General features: G+C 50.3%; 22 protein-coding genes and 2 pseudogenes. 22 read left to right on the top strand and 2 right to left on the bottom strand.

Annotation, left to right across the window (positions count from 1 at the left end; all coding sequences use genetic code 11):
• Both OGV71_RS04035 and OGV71_RS04030 read left to right on the top strand, forming a co-directional pair.
• The coding region (locus OGV71_RS04035) for an IS1 family transposase (protein WP_071603212.1) at positions 1-65 on the top strand (65 nt) is incomplete at its 5' end.
• Between the two features lie 7 nt (positions 66-72).
• Positions 73-297 (top strand): annotated as a pseudogene (locus OGV71_RS04030) (tyrosine-type recombinase/integrase); the annotation flags it as partial.
• Positions 298-409: 112 nt separating this feature from the next.
• Here the strand turns inward: OGV71_RS04030 and icd are convergent.
• The gene (icd, locus tag OGV71_RS04025) at positions 410-1,660 is read right to left on the bottom strand and encodes an NADP-dependent isocitrate dehydrogenase (protein ID WP_003030769.1); all 1,251 of its coding nucleotides are present in this window, start codon (positions 1,658-1,660) and stop codon (positions 410-412) included.
• A gap of 202 nt (positions 1,661-1,862) precedes the next feature.
• Between icd and rluE the strand changes: the two genes are divergently transcribed.
• The 17 genes and pseudogenes from rluE to roxA all read left to right on the top strand — a co-directional run bounded on the left by rluE (position 1,863) and on the right by roxA (position 17,368).
• Positions 1,863-2,486, top strand: coding sequence for a 23S rRNA pseudouridine(2457) synthase RluE (gene rluE, locus OGV71_RS04020; protein ID WP_286532667.1), 624 nt, complete (start codon positions 1,863-1,865; stop codon positions 2,484-2,486).
• A gap of 34 nt (positions 2,487-2,520) precedes the next feature.
• Positions 2,521-3,459, top strand: coding sequence for a hypothetical protein (locus tag OGV71_RS04015; RefSeq protein ID WP_286532663.1), 939 nt, complete (start codon positions 2,521-2,523; stop codon positions 3,457-3,459).
• 9 nt (positions 3,460-3,468) lie between these two features.
• The gene (locus tag OGV71_RS04010; protein ID WP_061547879.1) at positions 3,469-3,930 is read left to right on the top strand and encodes an NUDIX hydrolase; all 462 of its coding nucleotides are present in this window, start codon (positions 3,469-3,471) and stop codon (positions 3,928-3,930) included.
• Between the two features lie 53 nt (positions 3,931-3,983).
• Entirely contained in the window at positions 3,984-5,090 is a 1,107-nt protein-coding gene (mnmA, locus tag OGV71_RS04005; protein ID WP_003832402.1) for a tRNA 2-thiouridine(34) synthase MnmA, read from the top strand.
• 34 nt (positions 5,091-5,124) lie between these two features.
• Positions 5,125-5,766, top strand: a complete 642-nt coding sequence (gene hflD / locus OGV71_RS04000; RefSeq protein WP_003841885.1) for a high frequency lysogenization protein HflD — start codon at positions 5,125-5,127, stop codon at positions 5,764-5,766.
• A gap of 3 nt (positions 5,767-5,769) precedes the next feature.
• Positions 5,770-7,140, top strand: a complete 1,371-nt coding sequence (gene purB, locus OGV71_RS03995) for an adenylosuccinate lyase (protein WP_071696761.1) — start codon at positions 5,770-5,772, stop codon at positions 7,138-7,140.
• A gap of 15 nt (positions 7,141-7,155) precedes the next feature.
• Positions 7,156-7,407 (top strand): annotated as a pseudogene (locus OGV71_RS25465) (SOS response-associated peptidase family protein); the annotation flags it as partial.
• 153 nt (positions 7,408-7,560) lie between these two features.
• A complete protein-coding gene (locus tag OGV71_RS03985) occupies positions 7,561-8,100 on the top strand; it encodes a cytochrome b (protein ID WP_071696760.1) in 540 nt (179 codons plus the stop codon).
• Between the two features lie 370 nt (positions 8,101-8,470).
• Complete coding sequence (locus OGV71_RS03980) at positions 8,471-9,127, top strand: thermostable hemolysin (protein ID WP_071696759.1); 657 nt, start codon at positions 8,471-8,473, stop codon at positions 9,125-9,127.
• Positions 9,108-10,550, top strand: coding sequence for an AMP-dependent synthetase/ligase (locus OGV71_RS03975; protein ID WP_071696758.1), 1,443 nt, complete (start codon positions 9,108-9,110; stop codon positions 10,548-10,550). The genes OGV71_RS03980 and OGV71_RS03975 overlap by 20 nt, the downstream gene beginning before the upstream one ends.
• Positions 10,547-11,212, top strand: coding sequence for an iron-containing redox enzyme family protein (locus tag OGV71_RS03970; protein WP_204583710.1), 666 nt, complete (start codon positions 10,547-10,549; stop codon positions 11,210-11,212). Before OGV71_RS03975 ends, OGV71_RS03970 begins: the two co-directional genes overlap by 4 nt.
• Positions 11,199-12,005 carry an SDR family oxidoreductase gene (locus tag OGV71_RS03965; RefSeq protein ID WP_071696756.1) on the top strand — a complete coding sequence of 269 codons (807 nt, stop codon included), beginning with the start codon at positions 11,199-11,201 and terminating at the stop codon, positions 12,003-12,005. The genes OGV71_RS03970 and OGV71_RS03965 overlap by 14 nt, the downstream gene beginning before the upstream one ends.
• Positions 12,002-12,622: a hypothetical protein gene (locus tag OGV71_RS03960; protein WP_103856767.1), complete on the top strand. Its 621-nt coding sequence runs from the start codon at positions 12,002-12,004 to the stop codon at positions 12,620-12,622. Before OGV71_RS03965 ends, OGV71_RS03960 begins: the two co-directional genes overlap by 4 nt.
• A 154-nt stretch (positions 12,623-12,776) precedes the next feature.
• Positions 12,777-13,946, top strand: a complete 1,170-nt coding sequence (locus tag OGV71_RS03955) for a tyrosine-type recombinase/integrase (protein ID WP_286532655.1) — start codon at positions 12,777-12,779, stop codon at positions 13,944-13,946.
• 73 nt (positions 13,947-14,019) lie between these two features.
• Complete coding sequence (gene phoP / locus OGV71_RS03950; RefSeq protein WP_003030783.1) at positions 14,020-14,691, top strand: two-component system response regulator PhoP; 672 nt, start codon at positions 14,020-14,022, stop codon at positions 14,689-14,691.
• Positions 14,691-16,154 (top strand): two-component system sensor histidine kinase PhoQ, encoded by a 1,464-nt coding sequence (gene phoQ, locus OGV71_RS03945; RefSeq protein WP_003030784.1) that lies wholly within the window; start codon positions 14,691-14,693, stop codon positions 16,152-16,154. The genes phoP and phoQ overlap by 1 nt, the downstream gene beginning before the upstream one ends.
• A 92-nt stretch (positions 16,155-16,246) precedes the next feature.
• A complete protein-coding gene (roxA, locus tag OGV71_RS03940) occupies positions 16,247-17,368 on the top strand; it encodes a [50S ribosomal protein L16]-arginine 3-hydroxylase (RefSeq protein WP_003030786.1) in 1,122 nt (373 codons plus the stop codon).
• Positions 17,369-17,470: 102 nt separating this feature from the next.
• Here roxA and pepT read toward each other — a convergent pair whose 3' ends face one another.
• A complete protein-coding gene (gene pepT / locus OGV71_RS03935; RefSeq protein ID WP_286532652.1) occupies positions 17,471-18,697 on the bottom strand; it encodes a peptidase T in 1,227 nt (408 codons plus the stop codon).
• Between the two features lie 250 nt (positions 18,698-18,947).
• On the opposite strand from pepT, the gene potA reads away from it, so the two are divergent.
• From potA to potC, 3 genes are read left to right on the top strand one after another with little or no spacing between them, the layout of a single operon-like run.
• Positions 18,948-20,084, top strand: coding sequence for a spermidine/putrescine ABC transporter ATP-binding protein PotA (gene potA, locus OGV71_RS03930; protein ID WP_003030791.1), 1,137 nt, complete (start codon positions 18,948-18,950; stop codon positions 20,082-20,084).
• On the top strand, positions 20,068-20,925 hold the full coding sequence (potB, locus tag OGV71_RS03925; protein WP_046670510.1) for a spermidine/putrescine ABC transporter permease PotB: 858 nt from the start codon (positions 20,068-20,070) through the stop codon (positions 20,923-20,925). The genes potA and potB overlap by 17 nt, the downstream gene beginning before the upstream one ends.
• Positions 20,922-21,701, top strand: a complete 780-nt coding sequence (potC, locus tag OGV71_RS03920; RefSeq protein ID WP_003030794.1) for a spermidine/putrescine ABC transporter permease PotC — start codon at positions 20,922-20,924, stop codon at positions 21,699-21,701. Before potB ends, potC begins: the two co-directional genes overlap by 4 nt.
• The last annotated feature ends 26 nt before the right edge of the window (positions 21,702-21,727 follow it).

Raw genomic sequence — 21,727 nt, 5'->3', positions numbered from 1 at the left:
CAAAATCGGTGGAGCTGCATGACAAAGTCATCGGGCATTATCTGAACATAAAACACTATCAATAAGTTGGAGTCATTACCTACAACATTTAAGAAAGCCAGAGATAAATGCGGCATTGAATGGGAGGCAGGAACCGCCCCAACCTTTCATGAGCAACGATCACTTTCTGAAAGAATATATAGAGAACAGGGAATTGATACACAGAAATTATTGGGACACAAATCAAGAAAAATGACAGACAAATATAACGATGACAGAGGTAAGGATTGGATAGTTGTCGAAGTAAAAACAGGGTGAACACGCCTGGTTTTTGGGGAAACGTTTTGGGGAGAGTTTTGGGGGAAGAATTTTGCAGGCACAAAAAACGGGAACCACTTGGCTCCCGTTCTCATACAACCCAGAATCTGTATTACATGTTTTCGATGATCGCGTCACCAAACTCTGAACATTTCAGCAGCTTAGCGCCGTCCATCAGACGTTCGAAATCGTAAGTTACGGTCTTGGCGTTAATCGCGCCTTCCATACCTTTAACGATCAGGTCAGCCGCTTCAACCCAACCCATGTGGCGCAGCATCATTTCTGCAGACAGAATGATAGAACCTGGGTTCACTTTATCCTGACCTGCATACTTCGGTGCAGTACCGTGGGTTGCTTCGAACAGTGCGCATTCGTCACCGATGTTTGCACCCGGCGCGATACCAATACCACCAACCTGTGCGGCCAACGCATCGGAGATGTAGTCACCGTTCAGGTTCATACAGGCAATCACGTCATACTCAGCCGGGCGCAGCAGGATCTGTTGCAGGAACGCATCGGCAATGACGTCCTTAACCACGATCTCTTTACCGGTTTTCGGGTTCTTGATTTTCACCCATGGACCGCCATCGATCAGTTCGCCACCAAATTCTTCACGCGCTAACTGGTAACCCCAGTCTTTGAACGCGCCTTCGGTGAACTTCATGATGTTGCCTTTGTGTACCAGGGTAACTGAATCACGATCGTTGGCGATGGCGTATTCAATCGCTGCACGTACCAGACGTTTAGTCCCTTCTTCAGAACACGGTTTGATACCAATACCGCAATGTTCCGGGAAGCGTATTTTCTTCACACCCATCTCTTCGCGCAGGAATTTAATCACTTTCTCAGCATCGGCAGAGTCAGCTTTCCACTCGATACCCGCGTAGATATCTTCGGAGTTTTCACGGAAGATGACCATATCGGTCAGTTCAGGGTGTTTAACCGGGCTTGGTGTACCCTGATAATAACGCACCGGACGCAGGCAGACATACAGGTCAAGTTCCTGACGCAGAGCTACGTTCAGAGAGCGAATACCGCCGCCAACAGGGGTGGTCAGAGGGCCTTTAATGGCAACACGATATTCACGAATCAGATCTAAGGTTTCAGCAGGCAGCCAGACGTCCTGGCCATAAACCTGAGTGGATTTCTCGCCGGTGTAGATTTCCATCCAGGAGATTTTACGCTCGCCTTTATAGGCTTTCTCGACAGCAGCATCGACAACTTTGATCATCGGTGGGGTTACATCAACGCCGATACCGTCGCCTTCAATGAACGGGATAATCGGATTTTCAGGAACGTTGAGTTTGCCGTTTTGCAGGGTGATCTTCTTACCTTCCGCCGGAACAACTACTTTGCTTTCCATTCACCTCTCCTTCGAGCGCTTCTGGTTCTGCTCGTCTGTCATCGCGCTGCATGTGCGTTTGCGTCCTGCTGCACGAATGCGTTAGAGCAATTTTTTGTTAATGTTTTGTAATGAGCATGTCAATACTACCCTAATGTTCGTCGCCATGAAAGACACTCGTTCTTAGGCTATAATGCGGCAATTGATATAATCTGAAAATACCATGCAAAAAACTTCTTTTAGAAATCACCGGGTTGAGCGATTCAGCTCACGACAAGTCACTAAGCAGCGTAAAGAAAACCAGCCAAAACGCGTGGTTTTGTTCAATAAACCCTACGATGTTTTGCCACAATTTACTGACGAGGCTGGCAGAAGCACGTTAAAAGATTTTATTCCCTTGCCGGGAATTTATGCGGCGGGCCGACTCGACCGGGACAGCGAAGGGCTTTTGGTGCTGACCAATGACGGCGCGCTGCAGGCGCGGTTAACGCAACCCGGTAAGCGTACCGGGAAAATTTATTACGTCCAGGTTGAAGGCGAGCCGACGGCAGAAGCGTTGGACGCCCTGCGTACCGGAGTAACGCTCAATGATGGCCCCACGCTACCCGCAGGCATTGAGGTAGTAGAGGAACCCGTATGGCTGTGGCCGAGAAATCCGCCGATTCGGGAGCGGAAAAATATCCCCACCACTTGGCTGAAAGTCACCTTATATGAAGGCCGCAACCGTCAGGTACGTCGTATGACCGCGCATGTTGGATTTCCTACGCTGCGCCTCATCCGCTATGCCATGGGTGATTACACGCTGGAAAATCTCGCTAACGGCGAGTGGCGGGAACTGAAATCATAACCGTACGGTTTAACGTGAGTGTTAACAGGGAAGAATGAAAAATATGGATAAACAGCTTTTTGCAGCATTCATCCTGCTCGGCGTGTCACCGTTTTGTTCAGCAAAACTGGACTGTGAGGCGATTGCCGGAATTGCAGCAGGAGAGGCAAACTACCTTTATGAGTCTGCCAAAGTAAAAACCGACTCACGTCTGCATTTCTATTCTGCACCAGCAACAGAGTGTCAACTCCCCGCGTTCATGGTCAATGGCGACACTGTTGAGGTGCTCAGGAGTTCACAGCGCTACAAAAGCACGGGCATGCTTTCCAAAGATGAGCCTTATCGTTACGTACGTTATCGGGACGCTAAAGGAACCTTTGCCACCGGGTGGGTCTCGGCTGATGGATTAACACTGTTATCCAGTCCGCTTGCAGCAAGCGCGTCTTGCCAGGCATGGGCAAATAAAGAGATGTCACAGCGTGGGTACTTGCCCTACTCCTTCGCAAACCACTATCAGGTAATGGGAGACGCCCGCGCATGGTTCTATGTGATGCCAACCGAACAGTGTCGCAGCCCATCCGTATTTTTAGTGCCCGGCGATCTCGTCTCTGTACAAGAACAATCCAACGATGATTTTATGGAAGCGGTCTACTACACCACCGATCACCATATCGTACGCGGCTGGTTAAAAAAGTCGCAGTTACAGGCTTTAAACAGCGGTGACCGCTATCGCGACGACATCAACCCGCTGTCGACAGACAAGGCAACGAGAGTCGCCACCCTTGGGCTACGTCACGACTATCAATGTATTTTTTATGAAAGCTGGAATGCTAAAAAGGCCATTGAGATTATCGTACGCGAGGATCATCAAACTGCATTGTGTCGCGGAGGGGCCGACCCACAAACGTCGCCTCCTGTGGCTTATATCAGTATCGACAAGACCAGCGGTGAAATTAGCTGGCCAGATGTTGCCGAAGGTTTTGCTGAGGAATAAGGGGGAAACATGTTCAAACCGCACGTCACGGTCGCCTGCATTGTGCATGCAGAAGATAAATTCTTAGTCGTTGAAGAAACGATCAATGGCAAGGCCTTGTGGAATCAACCCGCAGGACACCTGGAAGCCGACGAAACGCTGGTGCAAGCCGCAGCACGCGAACTATGGGAAGAAACGGGCATTAAAGCACAGCCACAGCATTTTGTTCGTATGCATCAATGGATTGCACCGGACAGAACGCCCTTTTTGCGTTTTCTTTTCGCTATCGAGCTTGCCAATATGTGCGCTACTGAGCCCCATGACAGCGATATTGATTGCTGTCGTTGGGTCAGCGCAGAAGAGATTTTCTCTGCGCCAAACCTGCGTTCGCCGTTGGTTGCAGAGAGTATTCGCTGTTATCAGAGCGGCCAGCACTACCCGCTGTCCATGATCGGTGAATTTAACTGGCCATTTACAGAGGGTGTCAAGTAAAGGGCTGCGTGCTAGAATATGCCGCCTTGAAGTTCAATGTTGTGAGTATTCCTATGTCTGAAAGCCCAAAAAAAGTGATCGTCGGCATGTCCGGCGGTGTCGATTCCTCCGTTTCTGCCTGGCTGTTACAACAACAGGGCTATCAGGTAGAAGGCCTGTTCATGAAGAACTGGGAAGAGGACGATGGCGAGGAATACTGCACAGCGGCCGCCGACCTTGCGGATGCACAGGCTGTCTGTGACAAACTCGGCATTGAACTGCATACCGTCAACTTTGCCGCAGAATACTGGGACAACGTCTTTGAACTGTTCCTTGAAGAGTACAAAGCGGGTCGTACGCCGAACCCGGATATTCTGTGCAATAAAGAAATTAAGTTTAAAGCTTTCCTTGAGTTTGCCGCCGAAGATTTAGGTGCCGATTACATCGCCACCGGTCACTACGTGCGTCGCGCAGATGTCGACGGCAAAAGTCGCCTGCTGCGTGGGCTCGATGGTAATAAAGACCAAAGTTATTTCCTCTATACGCTCGGCCATGAGCAAATCGCGCAAAGCCTGTTTCCGGTCGGTGAACTGGAAAAACCGCAGGTGCGTAAAATTGCCGAAGACCTTGGTCTGATTACGGCCAAGAAAAAAGACTCCACCGGCATCTGCTTCATTGGTGAACGTAAGTTCCGCGAATTTCTTGGTCGCTACCTGCCGGCTCAGCCAGGCAAAATCATCACCGTTGATGGTGAAGAGATTGGCCAGCATCAGGGGCTGATGTACCACACTCTGGGTCAGCGTAAAGGTCTGGGTATTGGCGGAACGAAAGAAGGGACAGAAGATCCATGGTATGTGGTGGATAAAGACGTTGAGAACAACATTCTGGTTGTCGCTCAGGGTCATGAACATCCACGTCTGATGTCTGTTGGCCTGGTGGCGCAACAGCTGCATTGGGTCGATCGCGAACCGTTCACTGGCACCATGCGCTGTACGGTGAAAACCCGCTATCGTCAGACCGACATTCCGTGCACCGTTAAGGCACTGGATGCTGAGCGTATTGAAGTCATTTTCGACGAGCCAGTCGCGGCGGTTACGCCGGGTCAGTCGGCTGTCTTTTACAATGGCGAAGTGTGCCTCGGCGGCGGCATTATCGAACAACGATTGCCTCTGCCGGTATAATTACTTACACATTTGATACAAGGAAGCAGTGAACGTGGCAAAGAATTATTATGACATCACCCTCGCCCTGGCAGGCATTTGCCAGTCGGCACGCCTGGTGCAGGAACTGGCGCACCAGGGGCATTGTGATGCCGATGCATTACACGTTTCACTGAACAGTGTCATCGACATGAATCCCAGCTCTACGCTGGGCGTGTTTGGCGGCAGCGAGGCCAACCTGCGTTTGGGGCTGGAAACAATGCTCGGCGTACTGAACGCCAGCAGTCGCCAGGGACTGAACGCTGAACTCACTCGTTACACGCTAAGCCTGATGGTGCTGGAGCGTAAGCTGTCAGCGGCCAAGGGCGCTATGGACACGCTGGGAGACCGTATCAGCGGCTTGCAGCGCCAGCTGGATCATTTTGATTTGCAGTCAGAAACGTTGATGAGTGCGATGGCTGGCATTTATGTTGACGTCATCAGCCCACTCGGCCCGCGTATTCAGGTCACGGGTTCCCCGGCCATCCTCCAGAGCCCGCAGGTTCAGGCTAAAGTACGCGCTTCGCTGCTGGCTGGCATCCGTGCTGCCGTGCTCTGGCATCAGGTTGGTGGAGGCCGTCTGCAACTCATGTTTTCTCGTAATCGCCTGACGACTCAGGCAAAACAAATTCTTGCTCATTTAACCCCGGAGTTGTGATCTATGGAATTATCCTCACTGACCGCCGTTTCCCCTGTCGATGGACGCTACGGCGATAAAGTCAGCGCGCTGCGCGGGATTTTCAGCGAATACGGTTTGCTGAAATTCCGCGTACAGGTTGAAGTACGCTGGCTGCAAAAACTGGCCGCGCACGCAGCGATCAAGGAAGTTCCTGCTTTTGCTGCCGACGCAATCGGTTTCCTTGATGCGATCGTCGCTAACTTCAATGAAGAAGATGCTGCGCGTATCAAAACCATTGAACGTACGACCAACCATGATGTGAAGGCAGTTGAGTATTTCCTGAAAGAGAAAGTAGCGGATATCCCGGAACTGCACTCCGTTTCCGAATTTATCCACTTTGCGTGCACCTCAGAAGACATCAACAACCTGTCTCACGCGCTGATGCTGAAAACCGCACGCGACGAAGTAGTCCTGCCGTACTGGCGTCAACTGATTGACGGCGTCACAGCACTTTCTGTTGAATATCGCGATATTCCCCTGCTCTCCCGTACTCACGGGCAACCGGCCACCCCATCAACGATGGGCAAAGAAATGGCAAACGTGGCGTATCGCATGGAGCGTCAGTACCGCCAACTCAACCAGGTTGAAATCCTCGGAAAAATCAACGGTGCTGTGGGTAACTATAACGCCCACATCGCCGCTTACCCGGAAGTTGACTGGCATCAGTTTAGCGAAGAGTTCGTCACTTCGCTTGGGATCCAGTGGAATCCATACACCACACAAATCGAGCCGCACGATTACATCGCTGAGCTGTTTGATTGCATCGCCCGCTTTAATACCATTCTGATCGATTTCGATCGCGACGTCTGGGGTTACATTGCGTTGGGTCACTTCAAGCAGAAAACTGTCGCGGGCGAAATCGGTTCTTCGACCATGCCACACAAAGTGAACCCTATCGATTTCGAAAACTCTGAGGGTAACCTGGGCCTGTCTAACGCGGTTCTGCAGCACCTGGCGAGCAAACTGCCGGTCTCCCGCTGGCAGCGTGACCTGACTGATTCTACCGTTCTGCGTAACCTGGGCGTAGGTATTGGCTATGCGCTGATCGCCTATCAGTCCACGCTGAAGGGCGTGAGCAAACTGGAAGTGAACCGCGATCATCTGCTGGATGAACTGGATCATAACTGGGAAGTTCTGGCAGAGCCGATTCAGACCGTGATGCGTCGCTACGGTATTGAGAAGCCGTACGAGAAGTTGAAAGAACTGACCCGTGGCAAGCGCGTTGACGCCGAAGGTATGAAGCAGTTTATCGATGGTCTGGCACTGCCGGAAGAAGAGAAAACTCGCCTGAAAGCAATGACGCCTGCCAATTATATTGGTCGCGCCATCGCCATGGTTGATGAACTGAAGTAATCAGCAACTCCCCAGATGCTGAACAGAAGCCGGATAAGCGTAAGCGATTCCGGCTTTTTATCGCCCGCTACATTATCCCTTCCCCCCCACCACATTTGCCCCCAAATAAGTAACAATCTATGGTGGTCTAAGCTGCTACTAATTTATGCACGATCTGAAACTGCAGCCACCCGCAGAATGTTTAAACCACTCTGGCAGCATGGCCGTGCAATTTTCTTTGCTAATGGCTGGTACGAATGGAAAAAGGAAGGCGACAAGAAACAGCCCGGATTGCCGGAAAGGCCCCGTAAGTGATAATAAGCATCAAAACATTCACGTAAGGTCATTGGAATAACAATTTCTTAATCTCTCAACGAAAATAAGGATTTGTTAAGCTTCATACTTTATGGTCGATGCAACACACCCTTTGAGGAAACAATAATGATGAAATTCTCAAAACTTCAGATTCGCTTACACTGGCTGACTCTGATGTTAATAGCGATAACCTATGCAGCTATGGAGCTACGCGGCTGGTTTCCTAAAGGCAGCAACACCTACCTGCTCATGAAAGAAACACATTACAATGCCGGGGTATTTGTCTGGTTTTTAATGATAATACGATTAATTATTAAACATAAGTATCATGACCCAGCCATCACTCCGCCCCCACCGACCTGGCAGATGATGGCTGCTAAAATAATGCATATCCTGCTATACATTTCTTTTTTGACTCTGCCATTATTAGGTATTGCAATTATGGCTTACGGTGGGAAGGACTGGAGTTTCTTAAGTTTTAACATTGCACCTTTCGTTACTCCTGACGGGGAAACAAAATCACTTATTAAAGATATTCACGAAACACTGGCAAACGTCGGATACTTTTTAATTGCAGCGCATGCAGGTGCAGCGTTATTTCATCACTACGTCCAGAAAGATAACACTCTTTTGAGAATGATCCCTGACTGTAACGATAAGAAATAAATACAAATTTTAATGTTTAACATTACAGCAGGCACTCAGTGAATGCCTGCTGTAATCCTGGAGAATTGGTATCGCGCCTTTTGGTAGTTCTTTAGTGCGATCAATGGCTAATTCAACTCTCATAATTACCTCCGATACATATACTGTTTTTTTATACAGCCCCCCCCCTGTAAGCAGAAATGATCAACGATTTAAGAGCACAAATTATTAATTTTTTTACGTAATGTATTTACACATCAGACATTCCGTTTTTTCGAGTCCTACACATTCTTGCCGCGACATTGGATTTAAATTACCAGGCTCATGCTCAACTTAATGTTAACATAATGTTGACTCGCCATACTGGTAAGACGCTAAAAGAGGTCTTCCTATGCGAATATTATCTCCTTATACGTTGCGCTGGCTTCCAGGTGAACGTGAGCAAAATGATATTTCAGAGTTTATTCGTGAAAGTTATTCTCAGTTTTATCATGCTTCTCTTCCGCGCTGCATGCCATGGTTGCTTGGAATGTTCGATGCTAACGGAGAATTAAAAGCAGCCTGTGGCGTCCAGCCGGCCTCAATGGGTAAGATATATCTCGAACACTATCTTGATGTCCCGGTTGAAGCCGTGCTGTTTGCACGATTGTCACATCCCGTTTCACGCGACTCGATTGTTGAAATTGGTAATTTTGCCGCGAGCGATGGGGCAAGCGCCCGAATAATGTATGCGGCTCTATGCCTGCTTCTCAATCAATACTGCTATTCGTGGATTGTCTTTACCGGAACTAAAAAAATACGCAATACCTTTTTCCGCCTGAATCTGCAACCAATCACATTGATGCCTGCTGACTCGACAAGGCTTGGCGAAGCTGCGCGTGAATGGGGGAGCTATTACGAACATGACCCGCAAATTATGGCGGGGGAGTTACATGGTGGGCAAACCACACTAAGTCAGAACAGCCTGTTGCTGGGAATGTTTGCTGATCCGCCTTCTGCTCCCTGGATAACCCCTTCCGGAGGATCTTATGCTTCTGAACACGCTTGAGAAACAGGCTGCGCTTCAACCAAATGCCATCGCCCTGCAGGGCGATTCTCGCTCGTGGAGCTGGCAGCAATACCATGATGCCGTTAAGGCAGTGGCCGAACAATTATCTGCCCTCAAGGTAAAACGGCTGGCACTTGAAATGGATAACAGCCCTGAATGGGCCATCATCGATCTCGCATGTCTGATAAGTGGAGTGGTGATCATCCCTGTCCCCTCCTTTTTCAGCGGGCAACAGAAAACTTGGGTACGATCATCAGCCTCAGTGGATGCACAAATCGGTGGGGAAATCCTGGCGGATTGGCAGGAACACGATTTTGTGCTCGGAAGACTGCAAATCCGTGCAGTAGAGGACCCCGTGACTCTGCCGGCAGGAACGGCAAAGATAACGTATACCTCCGGTACAACCGGAGAGCCAAAAGGCGTCTGTCTGAGTCTGGATGGTATGGTATGGATGGCTCAAACGTTAGCGACCGTATTGCACTCCCTGAAATTGGAAAAACACCTGGTGACACTGCCCCTCAGTATTCTGCTGGAGAATCTGTGCGGCGTTTACATCCCTCTGCTACTTGGCGCTGAGACGGTGATTCTCCCACCCTCCCGGATTGGGTTTGAAGGTTCCAGCCGCTTTAATCCAGCCCAGTTTCTTCAGGCGCTGGCCACCTGGTGCCCACAAAGTCTGGTGCTGGTACCAGAGTTGCTACGTGTGTTACTGCATCTGCACAAGCAGGTACCGGGCAGTACGCAATCTTTACGGTTTGTCGCCGCAGGCGGTGGCAAGGTTCCGGCTTCATTGCTGACGATGGCGATAACGAGTGGCTTACCTGTATATGAAGGATACGGTCTCTCCGAATGTGGCTCTGTCGTTGCCCTCAATCTGCCCGACGCTATAAAAGAGAACAGCGTCGGTCGGCCATTGCCAGGTATCCAGATCAATGTTGATGACCAGCAACAATTGTGTGTCACCAGCCCAGCCAACGCTTTGGGATATCTGGGATCCGCACCAGCCTCCCCAACAGTTGCTACCGGCGATCTTGGCAGTGTTGATGAACACGGGTTTGTTCGTATTCAGGGTCGCCTGAAGAATGTCCAGATAAACGCTTTTGGTCGTAATTTTTCACCTGAATGGCCTGAGGCAGAGGCCATGACCTGTCCAGCTGTACGCCGGATAGTGATTTTTGGAGAAGGCTTAAGGCATAACGTTGCACTCGTCGATGTCTTCGAGGGGCAACAGATGCAGGCCCGCGAGCAGTTGCTGGCCCTTTCAGCTCGCCTGCCTGATTATGCGCAGTTCCATCGCCTGTTATTCACTTCAGCTATATCAGAGCCTGGCATGCTCACTGCAAATGGCCGCCCACGCCGGGAACTCATCCGGCAATCCCTCTGGCAACACATTCTCACCTGTAGTGAAGAGGAGTCATCATGAGCTTTTATAACAAATTACAACAACAGACTGAGGCCGAACGCCGAGGTTTACTCTCCTCGCCTGTCATCGCACGCTGCCAGACTGGTGACATCTCGCGCGACCTGTATATCGCTTTTCTGACACAGGCTTACTATCACGTCAGCCATACCGTCCCCTTGTTGATGAGTGCTGGCAGCCGTTTGCCAGCCTCACATGAAGCCATTCGGGGCGCAATTGCTGAATATATTGACGAAGAGTACGGGCATCAGGAATGGATCCTGAACGATATTCAGGCTTGCGGCGGTGATGCGGAAAGCGTTCGCAATGGCACCCCAGGGATACCGATAGAAATGATGGTGGCCTGGCTCTACTACCGCATTGAACGGGTCAACCCTATGAGTATTTTTGGCATGGTACAGGTTCTGGAGGGAACCAGCGTGTCTATTGCTACCGCGATTGCAGCCCAGGTGGAACGGACACTGGGGTTGCCAGAACAGGCGACAACCTACCTGCGTTCACACGGTGAACTTGATCAAGGACATCTTAAATTTTTCGCCTCACTTATGGATACCGTGGCTGACGAGGCCGATCAGGCAGCCATTATCTATGCCGCTCGTCGCGTCTATCACCTGTACACAGAGATGCTTAACCAACTGGGGCAGACCACGTATGAACCTGCATGATAAAACCGTTCTGCTGACTGGCGCCAGCGGTGGTATCGGACAAGAGCTGGCGCAAAGGCTGGCGCACAAAGGAGCCAGACTCTGCCTGGTTGGACGAAATGCACAGGCGATGACGCTTCTGAAAGAGATGCTTCCCTATCCGGAACGGCATCATATTGTGCTAATGAGCAGTTATACTGATGACGAAATCGTCGCGCTGGCCAGCAGATTCAAAGATGAGAACAAACTGGATATCCTGATCAACAATGCCGGAACCAGTCGTTTTGCACTGTTTGAACAACAGTCTTTTGACGATATTCGGGAACAGATTAGAACCAATATCGAAATCCCCACTCTGTTGACCCGTGCCATGCTGGATAAGTTTAATCCTCAGGGCATCATCCTAAACATTGGTTCGATATTTGGTGAGATTGGCCACCCTGCCTGGAGCGTGTATAGCGCCACCAAAGCGGCCACGCACCGTTTATCGGAAGCGCTGGGGCGCGAATTAAAGGGGAATGGTATCAGCGTACTGTATGCCGCGCCGCGTGCTACCGAAACGGCGCTCAACAGTGACGAGGTTTACGCGCTTAACCGCAAACTGGGCAACAGCAGTGATTCCCCACAATTTGTCGCCGTACGTCTGGTACATCTCCTTGAGACAGAGCAGAAACGCTACCGCTTCGGCGCGATGGAACGTCTGTTCGTTAAAATCAATGCCTGGTTTCCCGGTATGGTAGACAAAGCGCTGGGTAAAAAATTACCCGTGATCCAGTCCTATACCCAGGGCACATTCAAAGGTGAAGACAAATGAAAATTATGAAAACGTTGCTCCTGACAGCAGCTTTTCCCGCCTCTGCCATGGCGACTACCACGCTGGAAAACCTCCAGCACGACTGGTCCGTTTGTCAGTATCAGACCCTTGAAGCAAAAAAAGAGAGCTGCTTTACCACACTGAGTCAACGGGCCCATAGTGCGAGTCAGGCGAAAAATAATGCTGACGCAGCATTGCTTATTTGGTCGGCGATTATCGACAGTAGCTGGGCGGGGGCTAAAGGAGGGCTGGGTGCATTGAGTCTGGTCAAACAGGCCCGTAGCGATCTGGAAAAAGCGATCAGCATCGACCCCAATGCTTTACAAGGATCAGCCTGGACCAGCCTTGGGGCGCTATATTATCAGGTTCCCGGCTGGCCGATTGGGTTTGGTGATAAAAACAAAGCCGAAGAAATGCTGAAAAAAGCACTGGCGATAAATCCTGATGGCATCGACCCAAACTATTTTTATGGTGACTTTTTGCTGAAAGAGAAAAAGACTGGCGAAGGGAAACGCTATCTGGAAAAGGCTCTTAAAGCACCGGCTCGCCAGGGGCGTGAGATTGCCGACCAGGGACGCCATCGCGATATAGCAAAAGACCTGGAAAGTATTCAGTAAAATATTCAACCCCTGCGTTGTTATCACGCCAGGGGTTGTTGATCTGTAAATCCATGTCACCTTTCCTCAATTGGCGAACTCTCCGTGATGATTTACTCGGTAATGATCATAAGGGCATTTCAGTCCCCCCATACCCATCCCGTATGGTTTTAGGGTGTATTCAGGCAATCTTCGCGCGTTCATAACAAGCGAAATACAGCTCGGTAAGTTCGACTATGCGGAACGTTTCCCGGAATCCAAAGCGCTTAAGAAGTTCATCACAACCAAAAAAATCACCACGTTTAAAGAACTGAGTGATTTTTTTACAGACACCAAAGCCTTAGAGGTATCTGGTGCAACACTGCTATCGATGACTTCGGTCGTAAATACGTTACTGCGTGTAATCGGAGAAAATACCCGTCTGGTAGATATTGAGCATGCCGACATTTTGCATTACCGAAAGGAGTTATTGACCGGGACAATTATTAACCCGGCAATGCCGAATCTGGCCAGGCAGGGCCGCGCGCCCTCAACAGTCAATAAACAGATGGCAGTTTTATCAGAAATGCTTAAGCTCGCAAACCGAAGCCAGTTTATATTGCATGCTCCTTATGAAGGAGTGTCGCGACTCAAGTTATCTAAAAATGATCCCGACCCACTATTACTTCATGAGTACCAGGCACTGATAGCCGTCCTTCCCCGTAGCCAGGCATTAATCATCATTGTTGCCGTTCATACGGGGATGAGGCCGGGCGAGATATGCGCCCTGGCATGGGAAGATATTGATTTGGTAAAAGGTGAAATCCACGTATCCAGAAGTTTGACGAATAAGCGAGTATTTGTACCCCCTAAGACAGATGCCGGAATAAGGACGATAACGTTGCTTAAACCTGCTCTGGATGCACTGAAGGAACAATACGAAGTCACCGGCGCTAATCCGAAGCAAGAAATTCGATTTCACCATCGGGAGATCGGAAAAACTGAGCAGCAATCTCTTCGCTTCGTTTTTTCACCGACAGCATATTCGTCAAAAAAAGGCAGTTACTTCTCCAAGAACTCGATTGCCTATGGCTGGAAACGAGGCACTAAACTTGCCAATATCCGCGAAAGGAATCCTTATCAGTCACGGCATACCTACGCATGCTGGACGTTGATGGCCGGAGCGAACCCGTCATTCATAGCGAGTCAGATGGGACATGAAGATGCGCGCATGGTGTACGAGGTTTACTCCAAGTGGATTGGCGACATGAACCAGGATCAGGTCAACATGCTGAACAATCAGATGCCAACAGCACTGCCCCCAGGACGCCCCCACGGGCAGGGGAGCATGAGAAAAGTTATTTAATTTCATAGCGCTGCTTTCAATCCACATAATCAGCGTTAAACTATTCATACCATTATTTTAGGGAGAAACGATGATGCGCGTACTGGTTGTCGAGGATAATGCTTTATTACGCCACCACCTCAAGGTTCAGTTACAGGATTTAGGGCATCAGGTGGATGATGCAGAAGATGCGAAGGAAGCGGACTATTATCTGAATGAGCATCTGCCGGATATCGCGATCGTTGATTTAGGGCTCCCCGATGAAGATGGTTTGTCGCTAATCCGCCGCTGGCGCAGTAATGAGGTTTCGCTGCCAATTCTGGTATTAACCGCGCGCGAAGGCTGGCAGGACAAAGTGGAAGTCCTCAGTGCAGGCGCTGATGATTATGTCACCAAACCGTTTCACATCGAAGAAGTGGCTGCACGCATGCAGGCACTGATGCGTCGAAACAGCGGTCTGGCATCGCAAATTATCTCCCTTCCGCCTTTTCAGGTGGACCTCTCCCGACGCGAGTTATCCGTCAATGATGAAGTTATCAAGCTCACAGCGTTTGAATATACCATTATGGAAACACTCATCCGTAATAATGGCAAAGTGGTCAGTAAAGATTCGCTCATGCTGCAGCTTTATCCGGATGCCGAGCTGCGCGAAAGTCACACTATTGATGTTCTGATGGGGCGTCTACGTAAAAAAATTCAGGCGCAATATCCGCATGAGGTGATCACTACCGTGCGTGGCCAGGGATATCTTTTTGAACTGCGCTAATGAATAAACTATTGCGTCATTTTTTCCCGTTATCGCTGCGGTTACGCTTTTTACTGGCAACTGCAGGCGTGGTGTTGGTGCTGTCGCTGGCCTACGGCATGGTTGCCCTTGTGGGTTACAGTGTCAGCTTTGATAAGACAACGTTCCGCCTGCTGCGGGGTGAAAGTAATCTATTCTATACCCTGGCAAAGTGGGAAAACGGCAAGATAAACGTCGAGTTGCCTGAAAATCTCGATATGCAAAGCCCAACAATGTCGCTGATCTATAACGAAAGCGGTGAGTTGTTGTGGGCGCAGCGCAATGTTCCCTGGTTGACGCAAAGTATCCAACCGGACTGGCTAAAAACGAACGGTTTTCATGAAATTGAAGCCAATGTAGACGCCACCAGCACCTTACTGGGCGAAGATCACTCCGCTCAGCAACAGTTAAAAGAAGTCAGAGAAGATGACGACGACGCCGAAATGACCCACTCCGTGGCGGTAAACGTCTACCCTGCTACTGCCAGAATGCCGCAACTGACCATTGTGGTTGTCGATACCATTCCAATAGAGCTAAAGCGCTCGTATATGGTCTGGAGCTGGTTTATTTATGTCCTGGTCGCCAATCTGTTGCTGGTCATTCCGCTGTTATGGGTGGCCGCGTGGTGGAGCCTGCGGCCGATTGAATCGCTGGCGCGTGAAGTCCGTGAGCTTGAGGAACATCATCGTGAGATGCTAAACCCCGCCACCACACGCGAATTGACCAGCCTGGTTCGTAATCTCAATCGGCTGTTAAAAAGCGAACGTGAGCGTTATGACAAATACCGCACCACGTTAACAGACCTCACCCATAGTCTGAAAACACCACTGGCGGTATTGCAGAGTACTCTGCGCTCAATGCGTAATGAAAAGATGAGCGTCAGCGACGCAGAGCCTATCATGCTGGAACAAATCAGCCGTATTTCCCAACAGATAGGCTATTACCTGCATCGCGCCAGCATGCGTGGCAGCAGTGCCCTACTCAGCCGCGAACTGCACCCGATCGCGCCGTTGCTGGATAAACTGACCTCGGCACTGAATAAGGTGTATCAGCGTAAAGGCGTCAACATTAATCTCGATATCTCACCTGAAATCAGCTTTGTGGGCGAACAGAATGATTTTGTCGAAGTGTTGGGCAACGTACTGGATAACGCCTGTAAATATTGTCTGGAGTTTGTCGAGATTTCAGCGCAACTGTCTGAGGATCAGTTGCATATTCTGGTTGAAGATGATGGTCCTGGTATTCCGCAAAGCAAACGGGAAGTGGTGTTTGACCGTGGACAGCGCGTAGATACGCTACGTCCAGGACAAGGCGTCGGTCTGGCGGTGGCGCGAGAAATCACCGAACAGTATGACGGGCAGATTATTGCCGGCGATAGCCTGCTGGGTGGCGCGCGCATGGAAGTTATTTTTGGCCGCCAGCAGCCGGGCCAGAAAGACGAGTAATCGTCGCATGTAATAAATATGTACTGACTTCACGCTTGAGGTTAAGTATCCGTTATAATCGGTTGCAGATACCAGCCTGCGGGATGCTCATTATGGAATACCAACTCACACTTAACTGGCCCGATTTTCTTGAACGCCACTGGCAGAAACGCCCGGTGGTCTTAAAACGCGGGTTTAACAATTTTATTGATCCTCTCTCTCCTGACGAACTGGCTGGACTGGCAATGGAAAGCGAAGTCGACAGCCGACTCGTCAGCCACCAGGACGGAAAATGGCAGGTTAGCCACGGTCCCTTCGAAAGCTACGACCATCTTGGCGAGAACAACTGGTCTTTGCTGGTGCAGGCGGTCAACCACTGGCACGAGCCAACTGCCGCGCTGATGCGCCCGTTCCGTGAATTACCGGACTGGCGCATCGACGATCTGATGATTTCTTTCTCTGTCCCCGGCGGCGGCGTTGGCCCGCACCTGGATCAGTACGATGTATTTATCATTCAGGGTACCGGTCGTCGTCGCTGGCGCGTAGGTGAAAAACTGCAGCTGAAACAGCACTGCCCTCACCCGGATCTCCTTCAGGTCGACCCGTTTGAAGCTATCATCGATGAAGAGCTGGAGCCCGGCGATATCCTGTACATTCCACCGGGATTCCCGCACGAAGGTTATGCGCTGGAAAACGCGATGAACTATTCGGTCGGTTTCCGTGCGCCAAACACTCGCGAGCTGATCAGCGGGTTCGCCGATTACGTTTTGCAACGCGAACTGGGTAGCACCTATTACAGCGATCCGGACCTGCCGCCGCGCGATCATCCGGCCGACGTTCTGCCGCAGGAGATGGATAAGCTGCGCGAAATGATGCTCGGGCTGATTAATCAACCAGAACATTTCCAGCAGTGGTTTGGCGAGTTTATTTCTCAGTCTCGTCATGAACTGGATATTGCCCCGCCGGAGCCACCGTATCAGCCAGACGAAATTTACGATGCCCTGAAGCAAGGTGATGTGTTAGTGCGTCTGGGCGGATTGCGTGTATTGCGTATTGGCGACGACGTCTACGCTAACGGTGAGAAAATTGATTCGCCGCATCGTCCTGCCCTGGAAGCGCTGGCCAGTCATATTGTGCTGACGGCTGAGAACTTTGAGGATGCGCTGGAAGATCCTTCTTTCCTTGCCATGCTTGCCGCGCTGGTCAACAGCGGGTACTGGTTCTTCGAAGGGTAATGCAAAGAGTGCCTGATGCGACGCTACGCGTCTTATCAGGCCGACTGGAGTGTAATAATGTAGGCCGGATAAGCGAAGCGCCATCCGGCAACTACACATACTTTATTTTTGTTGCGCGGCCAGTTCAGCAATACGCACAATCACCTGTACCGCTTTTTCCATTCCTTCCAGGGTTACAAACTCATGTTTACCATGATAGTTGTAGCCACCGGTGAACAGATTCGGACACGGTAATCCCATAAACGACAGCTGCGCGCCGTCAGTGCCGCCACGGATCGGTTTCAGCACCGGCTCAATATCGCAATCGCGCATCGCCTGCTGGGCGATATCCAGTACGTGCGGATGCTCAATCACTTTTTCGCGCATATTGTAGTAACTGTCTTCAATCACCAGTTCGATATAGCAGTCGGGGTGTAACCCTTTACCGACCTTCTTGGCGATATCCATGATCTTGCGTTTACGCGCTTCAAACTGCTTACGGTCAAAATCACGAATAATGTAGTGCATATCCGCCCGATCGACCGTCCCTTTCATGCTCGCCAGATGATAAAAGCCTTCGTAACCTTCCGTCTTTTCCGGGCTTTCATCTGCCGGAACCTCTGCATGAATACGCGCCGCCAGCGACAGCGCATTCACCATCACCCCTTTTGCGGTGCCGGGATGCACATTGTTGCCAACAATTTTAATATTAACCGACGCAGCGTTGAAGTTTTCAAACTCCAACTCACCTACGCCACCACCGTCAACGGTATAGGCCCACTGCGCATCGAATGCCGCAACGTCAAAATGCTTCGCCCCTTTACCCACCTCTTCGTCCGGTGTAAAGGCCACGCGGATATCGCCATGCGGAATATCTTTTTGGATAAGCACAGGCAGTGCGGTCATGATTTCCGCCACGCCTGCTTTATCATCCGCGCCCAGCAACGTTTTACCATCTGTAGTGATCAGCGTCTGACCCAGAAGTTGATGCAGCACCGGGAACATCACTGGCGATAAAACTTCATCACCAATGCCTAACGCAATATCGCCACCGCGATAGTTTTCAACAATTTGCGGATTGACATTTTTACCACTGAAATCCGGTGAGGTATCCACATGGGAAATAAAGCCGATCGCAGGAATATTGCCAGCAACGTTAGCGGGTAACGTTGCCATCAGCGTGCCTTTTTCGCTCAGTGAAATATTAACCAGTCCCATCTCTTCGAGCTGTTGTTTGAGCAGTTGTAATAATTTCCACTGTCCTTCGGTGCTGGGTACCTGCCGCACGCCCGATTTTGATTGGGTGTCCAGCGACACGTAGTGTAAAAAACGCTCAAGTAGTTTATCCATGCAGTCACCCTCACTTTTTGTGACAACATTATCAATAAGCAACAAAAGACAAATATTGCGTCAGGTCACTTTTATCCCCGCAAGTGAGAATATTTCGCCCTGACATCCCCTCTGACTATAGGGCTAAGTCAGTAATTCGCAACAAGGATTGGCGATTACAATGGTTTGCCGTAGAATAACGGCCCTCATTAAGAGTCATCAAGGTGGTTAACCACAAACCCCGCATCGGTCAGCCATCCGTTGCGTTTACATGGGACAGAGTAAAAAATTGAATAAACAACCGCGTTCGCTTTCTCCACTGGTGCAATTAGCGGGAATTCGCAAAAGTTTCGATGGCAAAGAGGTGATTTCCAGCCTGGATTTGACCATCAATAATGGCGAGTTTCTTACGCTGCTTGGCCCCTCTGGCTGCGGTAAAACAACCGTTCTTCGCCTGATTGCCGGTCTGGAAACGGTTGATTCCGGTCATATTATGTTGGACAACGAGGACATTACTCACGTTCCAGCGGAAAACCGCTACGTGAATACCGTCTTCCAAAGCTATGCGTTATTCCCCCACATGACCGTATTTGAGAATGTGGCCTTTGGTTTACGCATGCAAAAAACGCCCGCAGCCGACATTTCTCCCCGCGTTACCGAAGCCCTGCGCATGGTGCAACTGGAAGAGTTCGCCCAGCGAAAACCGCATCAACTTTCCGGCGGCCAGCAGCAGCGCGTAGCGATTGCCCGAGCTGTGGTCAACAAACCCCGCTTACTCTTGTTAGATGAATCCCTCTCTGCGCTGGACTACAAACTGCGTAAGCAGATGCAGAATGAACTGAAAGCGCTGCAGCGTAAGCTTGGTATCACTTTTGTCTTTGTCACACACGATCAGGAAGAAGCGCTGACTATGTCCGACCGCATCGTGGTGATGCGCGATGGTAAGATTGAGCAGGACGGTACTCCGCGCGAAATCTACGAAGAGCCCAAGAATCTGTTCGTCGCCGGGTTTATCGGCGAGATCAATATGTTTAACGCCACGGTGATTGAACGTCTGGATGAACAGCGAGTTCGTGCTAACGTTGAAGGCCGCGAGTGCAATATTTATGTCAACTTCGCGGTGGTTCCCGGACAAAAGCTGCACGTCCTGTTACGCCCTGAAGATTTGCGCGTAGATGAAATCAACGATGATAATCATATCGAAGGCCTGATCGGCTACGTGCGCGAACGCAACTACAAAGGCATGACGCTGGAGTCGGTTGTGGAACTGGAAAATGGCAAGATGGTGATGGTCAGCGAATTCTTCAATGAAGACGATCCTGACTTTGACCACTCTCTCGACCAGAAAATGGCGATTAACTGGGTAGAAAGCTGGGAGGTCGTACTGGCTGATGAAGAACACAAGTAAATTCCAGAGTGTGGTGATCGTCACCATTGTCGGTTGGCTTGTGTTATTTGTCTTTCTGCCCAACCTGATGATCATCGGTACCAGCTTTTTGACCCGCGACGACGCCAATTTCGTCAAAATGGTCTTTACGCTGGAGAACTATACGCGCCTGCTCGATCCGCTCTATTTTGAGGTGCTGGTTCACTCCCTCAATATGGCGCTGATTGCCACGCTCGCCTGTCTGGTACTCGGCTACCCGTTTGCCTGGTTTTTGGTGAAACTGCCGGAAAAAGTGCGCCCGCTGTTGCTGTTCCTGCTGATTGTTCCGTTCTGGACCAATTCACTTATCCGCATCTACGGACTCAAAATTTTCCTCAGTACCAAAGGCTATCTCAACGAGTTTCTGTTATGGCTCGGGGTTATCGATACACCCATTCGCATCATGTTTACCCCCAGCGCGGTGATTATCGGGCTGGTATACATCCTGCTACCGTTTATGGTGATGCCGCTCTATTCCAGCATTGAAAAACTCGATAAACCGCTGCTGGAAGCCGCACGCGATTTAGGTGCCAGTAAACTTCAGACCTTCACCCGCATCATTATTCCGTTGACGATGCCGGGGATTATCGCCGGATGCCTGCTGGTCATGCTGCCCGCAATGGGGCTGTTTTACGTTTCCGACTTAATGGGCGGCGCGAAAAACCTGCTGATTGGCAACGTGATTAAAGTTCAGTTCCTGAACATCCGTGACTGGCCATTTGGTGCAGCCACCAGCATTACGCTGACCATCGTGATGGGTCTGATGCTGCTGATCTACTGGCGTGCCTCGCGCTTGCTGAACAAGAGGGTGGAACTCGAATGATCGGTCGACTGCTCCGCGGCGGTTTTATGACCGCTATCTACGCGTACCTGTATATTCCAATCATCATTCTGATTGTGAACTCCTTTAACAGCTCGCGCTTCGGCATCAACTGGCAGGGTTTTACTACCAAATGGTACGGCCTGCTGATGAATAACGACAGCCTGTTGCAGGCGGCGCAGCACTCGCTGACGATGGCGGTGCTATCCGCCACGTTTGCCACCTTGATCGGCTCACTCACTGCGGTTGCGCTGTACCGCTACCGTTTTCGCGGTAAACCGTTCGTCAGTGGCATGCTGTTCGTGGTGATGATGTCGCCAGATATTGTGATGGCAATATCTCTGCTGGTGCTGTTTATGCTGATCGGCATTCAACTGGGTTTCTGGTCGCTGTTGTTCTCACATATCACTTTTTGTCTGCCTTTTGTGGTGGTGACAGTTTACTCACGCCTGAAAGGTTTTGATGTACGCATGCTTGAGGCTGCTAAAGATTTGGGTGCCAGCGAAGTAACTATTCTGCGCAAGATTATACTGCCACTGGCTATGCCTGCGGTGGCTGCAGGTTGGTTGCTGAGCTTTACGCTGTCGATGGATGATGTCGTCGTTTCGTCCTTCGTTACCGGACCGGGTTATGAAATTCTGCCATTAAAAATCTACTCAATGGTCAAAGTCGGTGTATCACCAGAGGTGAACGCGCTGGCGACCATTTTGTTGGTTCTGTCGCTGGTTATGGTGATCGCCAGCCAGCTTATTGCACGTGATAAAACCAAGGGCCGCTGAGGCCCTTAATTCAGGGGACGTTAAAT

The sequence above is a fragment of the Citrobacter sp. Cf088 genome, assembly GCF_030334295.1.
GTDB classification, from domain to species: Bacteria; Pseudomonadota; Gammaproteobacteria; order Enterobacterales; family Enterobacteriaceae; genus Citrobacter; species Citrobacter freundii.
The sequence above is the reverse complement of the archived record's forward strand: the minus strand, read 5'-3'. Positions and strand labels throughout refer to the sequence as shown.

Excerpts from the sequence above, each read along its gene's own strand:
- OGV71_RS03960 (WP_103856767.1), top strand. The coding sequence starts at position 12,002 with ATGAAAATTATGAAAACGTTGCTCCTGACAGCAGCTTTTCCCGCCTCT.
- potB (WP_046670510.1), top strand. The coding sequence starts at position 20,068 with ATGAAGAACACAAGTAAATTCCAGAGTGTGGTGATCGTCACCATTGTC.
- OGV71_RS03985 (WP_071696760.1), top strand. The coding sequence starts at position 7,561 with ATGATGAAATTCTCAAAACTTCAGATTCGCTTACACTGGCTGACTCTG.
- OGV71_RS03975 (WP_071696758.1), top strand. The coding sequence starts at position 9,108 with ATGCTTCTGAACACGCTTGAGAAACAGGCTGCGCTTCAACCAAATGCC.
- icd (WP_003030769.1), bottom strand. The coding sequence starts at position 1,660 with ATGGAAAGCAAAGTAGTTGTTCCGGCGGAAGGTAAGAAGATCACCCTG.
- phoP (WP_003030783.1), top strand. The coding sequence starts at position 14,020 with ATGCGCGTACTGGTTGTCGAGGATAATGCTTTATTACGCCACCACCTC.
- roxA (WP_003030786.1), top strand. The coding sequence starts at position 16,247 with ATGGAATACCAACTCACACTTAACTGGCCCGATTTTCTTGAACGCCAC.
- potC (WP_003030794.1), top strand. The coding sequence starts at position 20,922 with ATGATCGGTCGACTGCTCCGCGGCGGTTTTATGACCGCTATCTACGCG.
- OGV71_RS04010 (WP_061547879.1), top strand. The coding sequence starts at position 3,469 with ATGTTCAAACCGCACGTCACGGTCGCCTGCATTGTGCATGCAGAAGAT.
- OGV71_RS04015 (WP_286532663.1), top strand. The coding sequence starts at position 2,521 with ATGAAAAATATGGATAAACAGCTTTTTGCAGCATTCATCCTGCTCGGC.
- OGV71_RS03980 (WP_071696759.1), top strand. The coding sequence starts at position 8,471 with ATGCGAATATTATCTCCTTATACGTTGCGCTGGCTTCCAGGTGAACGT.
- mnmA (WP_003832402.1), top strand. The coding sequence starts at position 3,984 with ATGTCTGAAAGCCCAAAAAAAGTGATCGTCGGCATGTCCGGCGGTGTC.
- OGV71_RS03970 (WP_204583710.1), top strand. The coding sequence starts at position 10,547 with ATGAGCTTTTATAACAAATTACAACAACAGACTGAGGCCGAACGCCGA.
- purB (WP_071696761.1), top strand. The coding sequence starts at position 5,770 with ATGGAATTATCCTCACTGACCGCCGTTTCCCCTGTCGATGGACGCTAC.
- rluE (WP_286532667.1), top strand. The coding sequence starts at position 1,863 with ATGCAAAAAACTTCTTTTAGAAATCACCGGGTTGAGCGATTCAGCTCA.
- pepT (WP_286532652.1), bottom strand. The coding sequence starts at position 18,697 with ATGGATAAACTACTTGAGCGTTTTTTACACTACGTGTCGCTGGACACC.
- OGV71_RS03965 (WP_071696756.1), top strand. The coding sequence starts at position 11,199 with ATGAACCTGCATGATAAAACCGTTCTGCTGACTGGCGCCAGCGGTGGT.
- phoQ (WP_003030784.1), top strand. The coding sequence starts at position 14,691 with ATGAATAAACTATTGCGTCATTTTTTCCCGTTATCGCTGCGGTTACGC.
- potA (WP_003030791.1), top strand. The coding sequence starts at position 18,948 with ATGGGACAGAGTAAAAAATTGAATAAACAACCGCGTTCGCTTTCTCCA.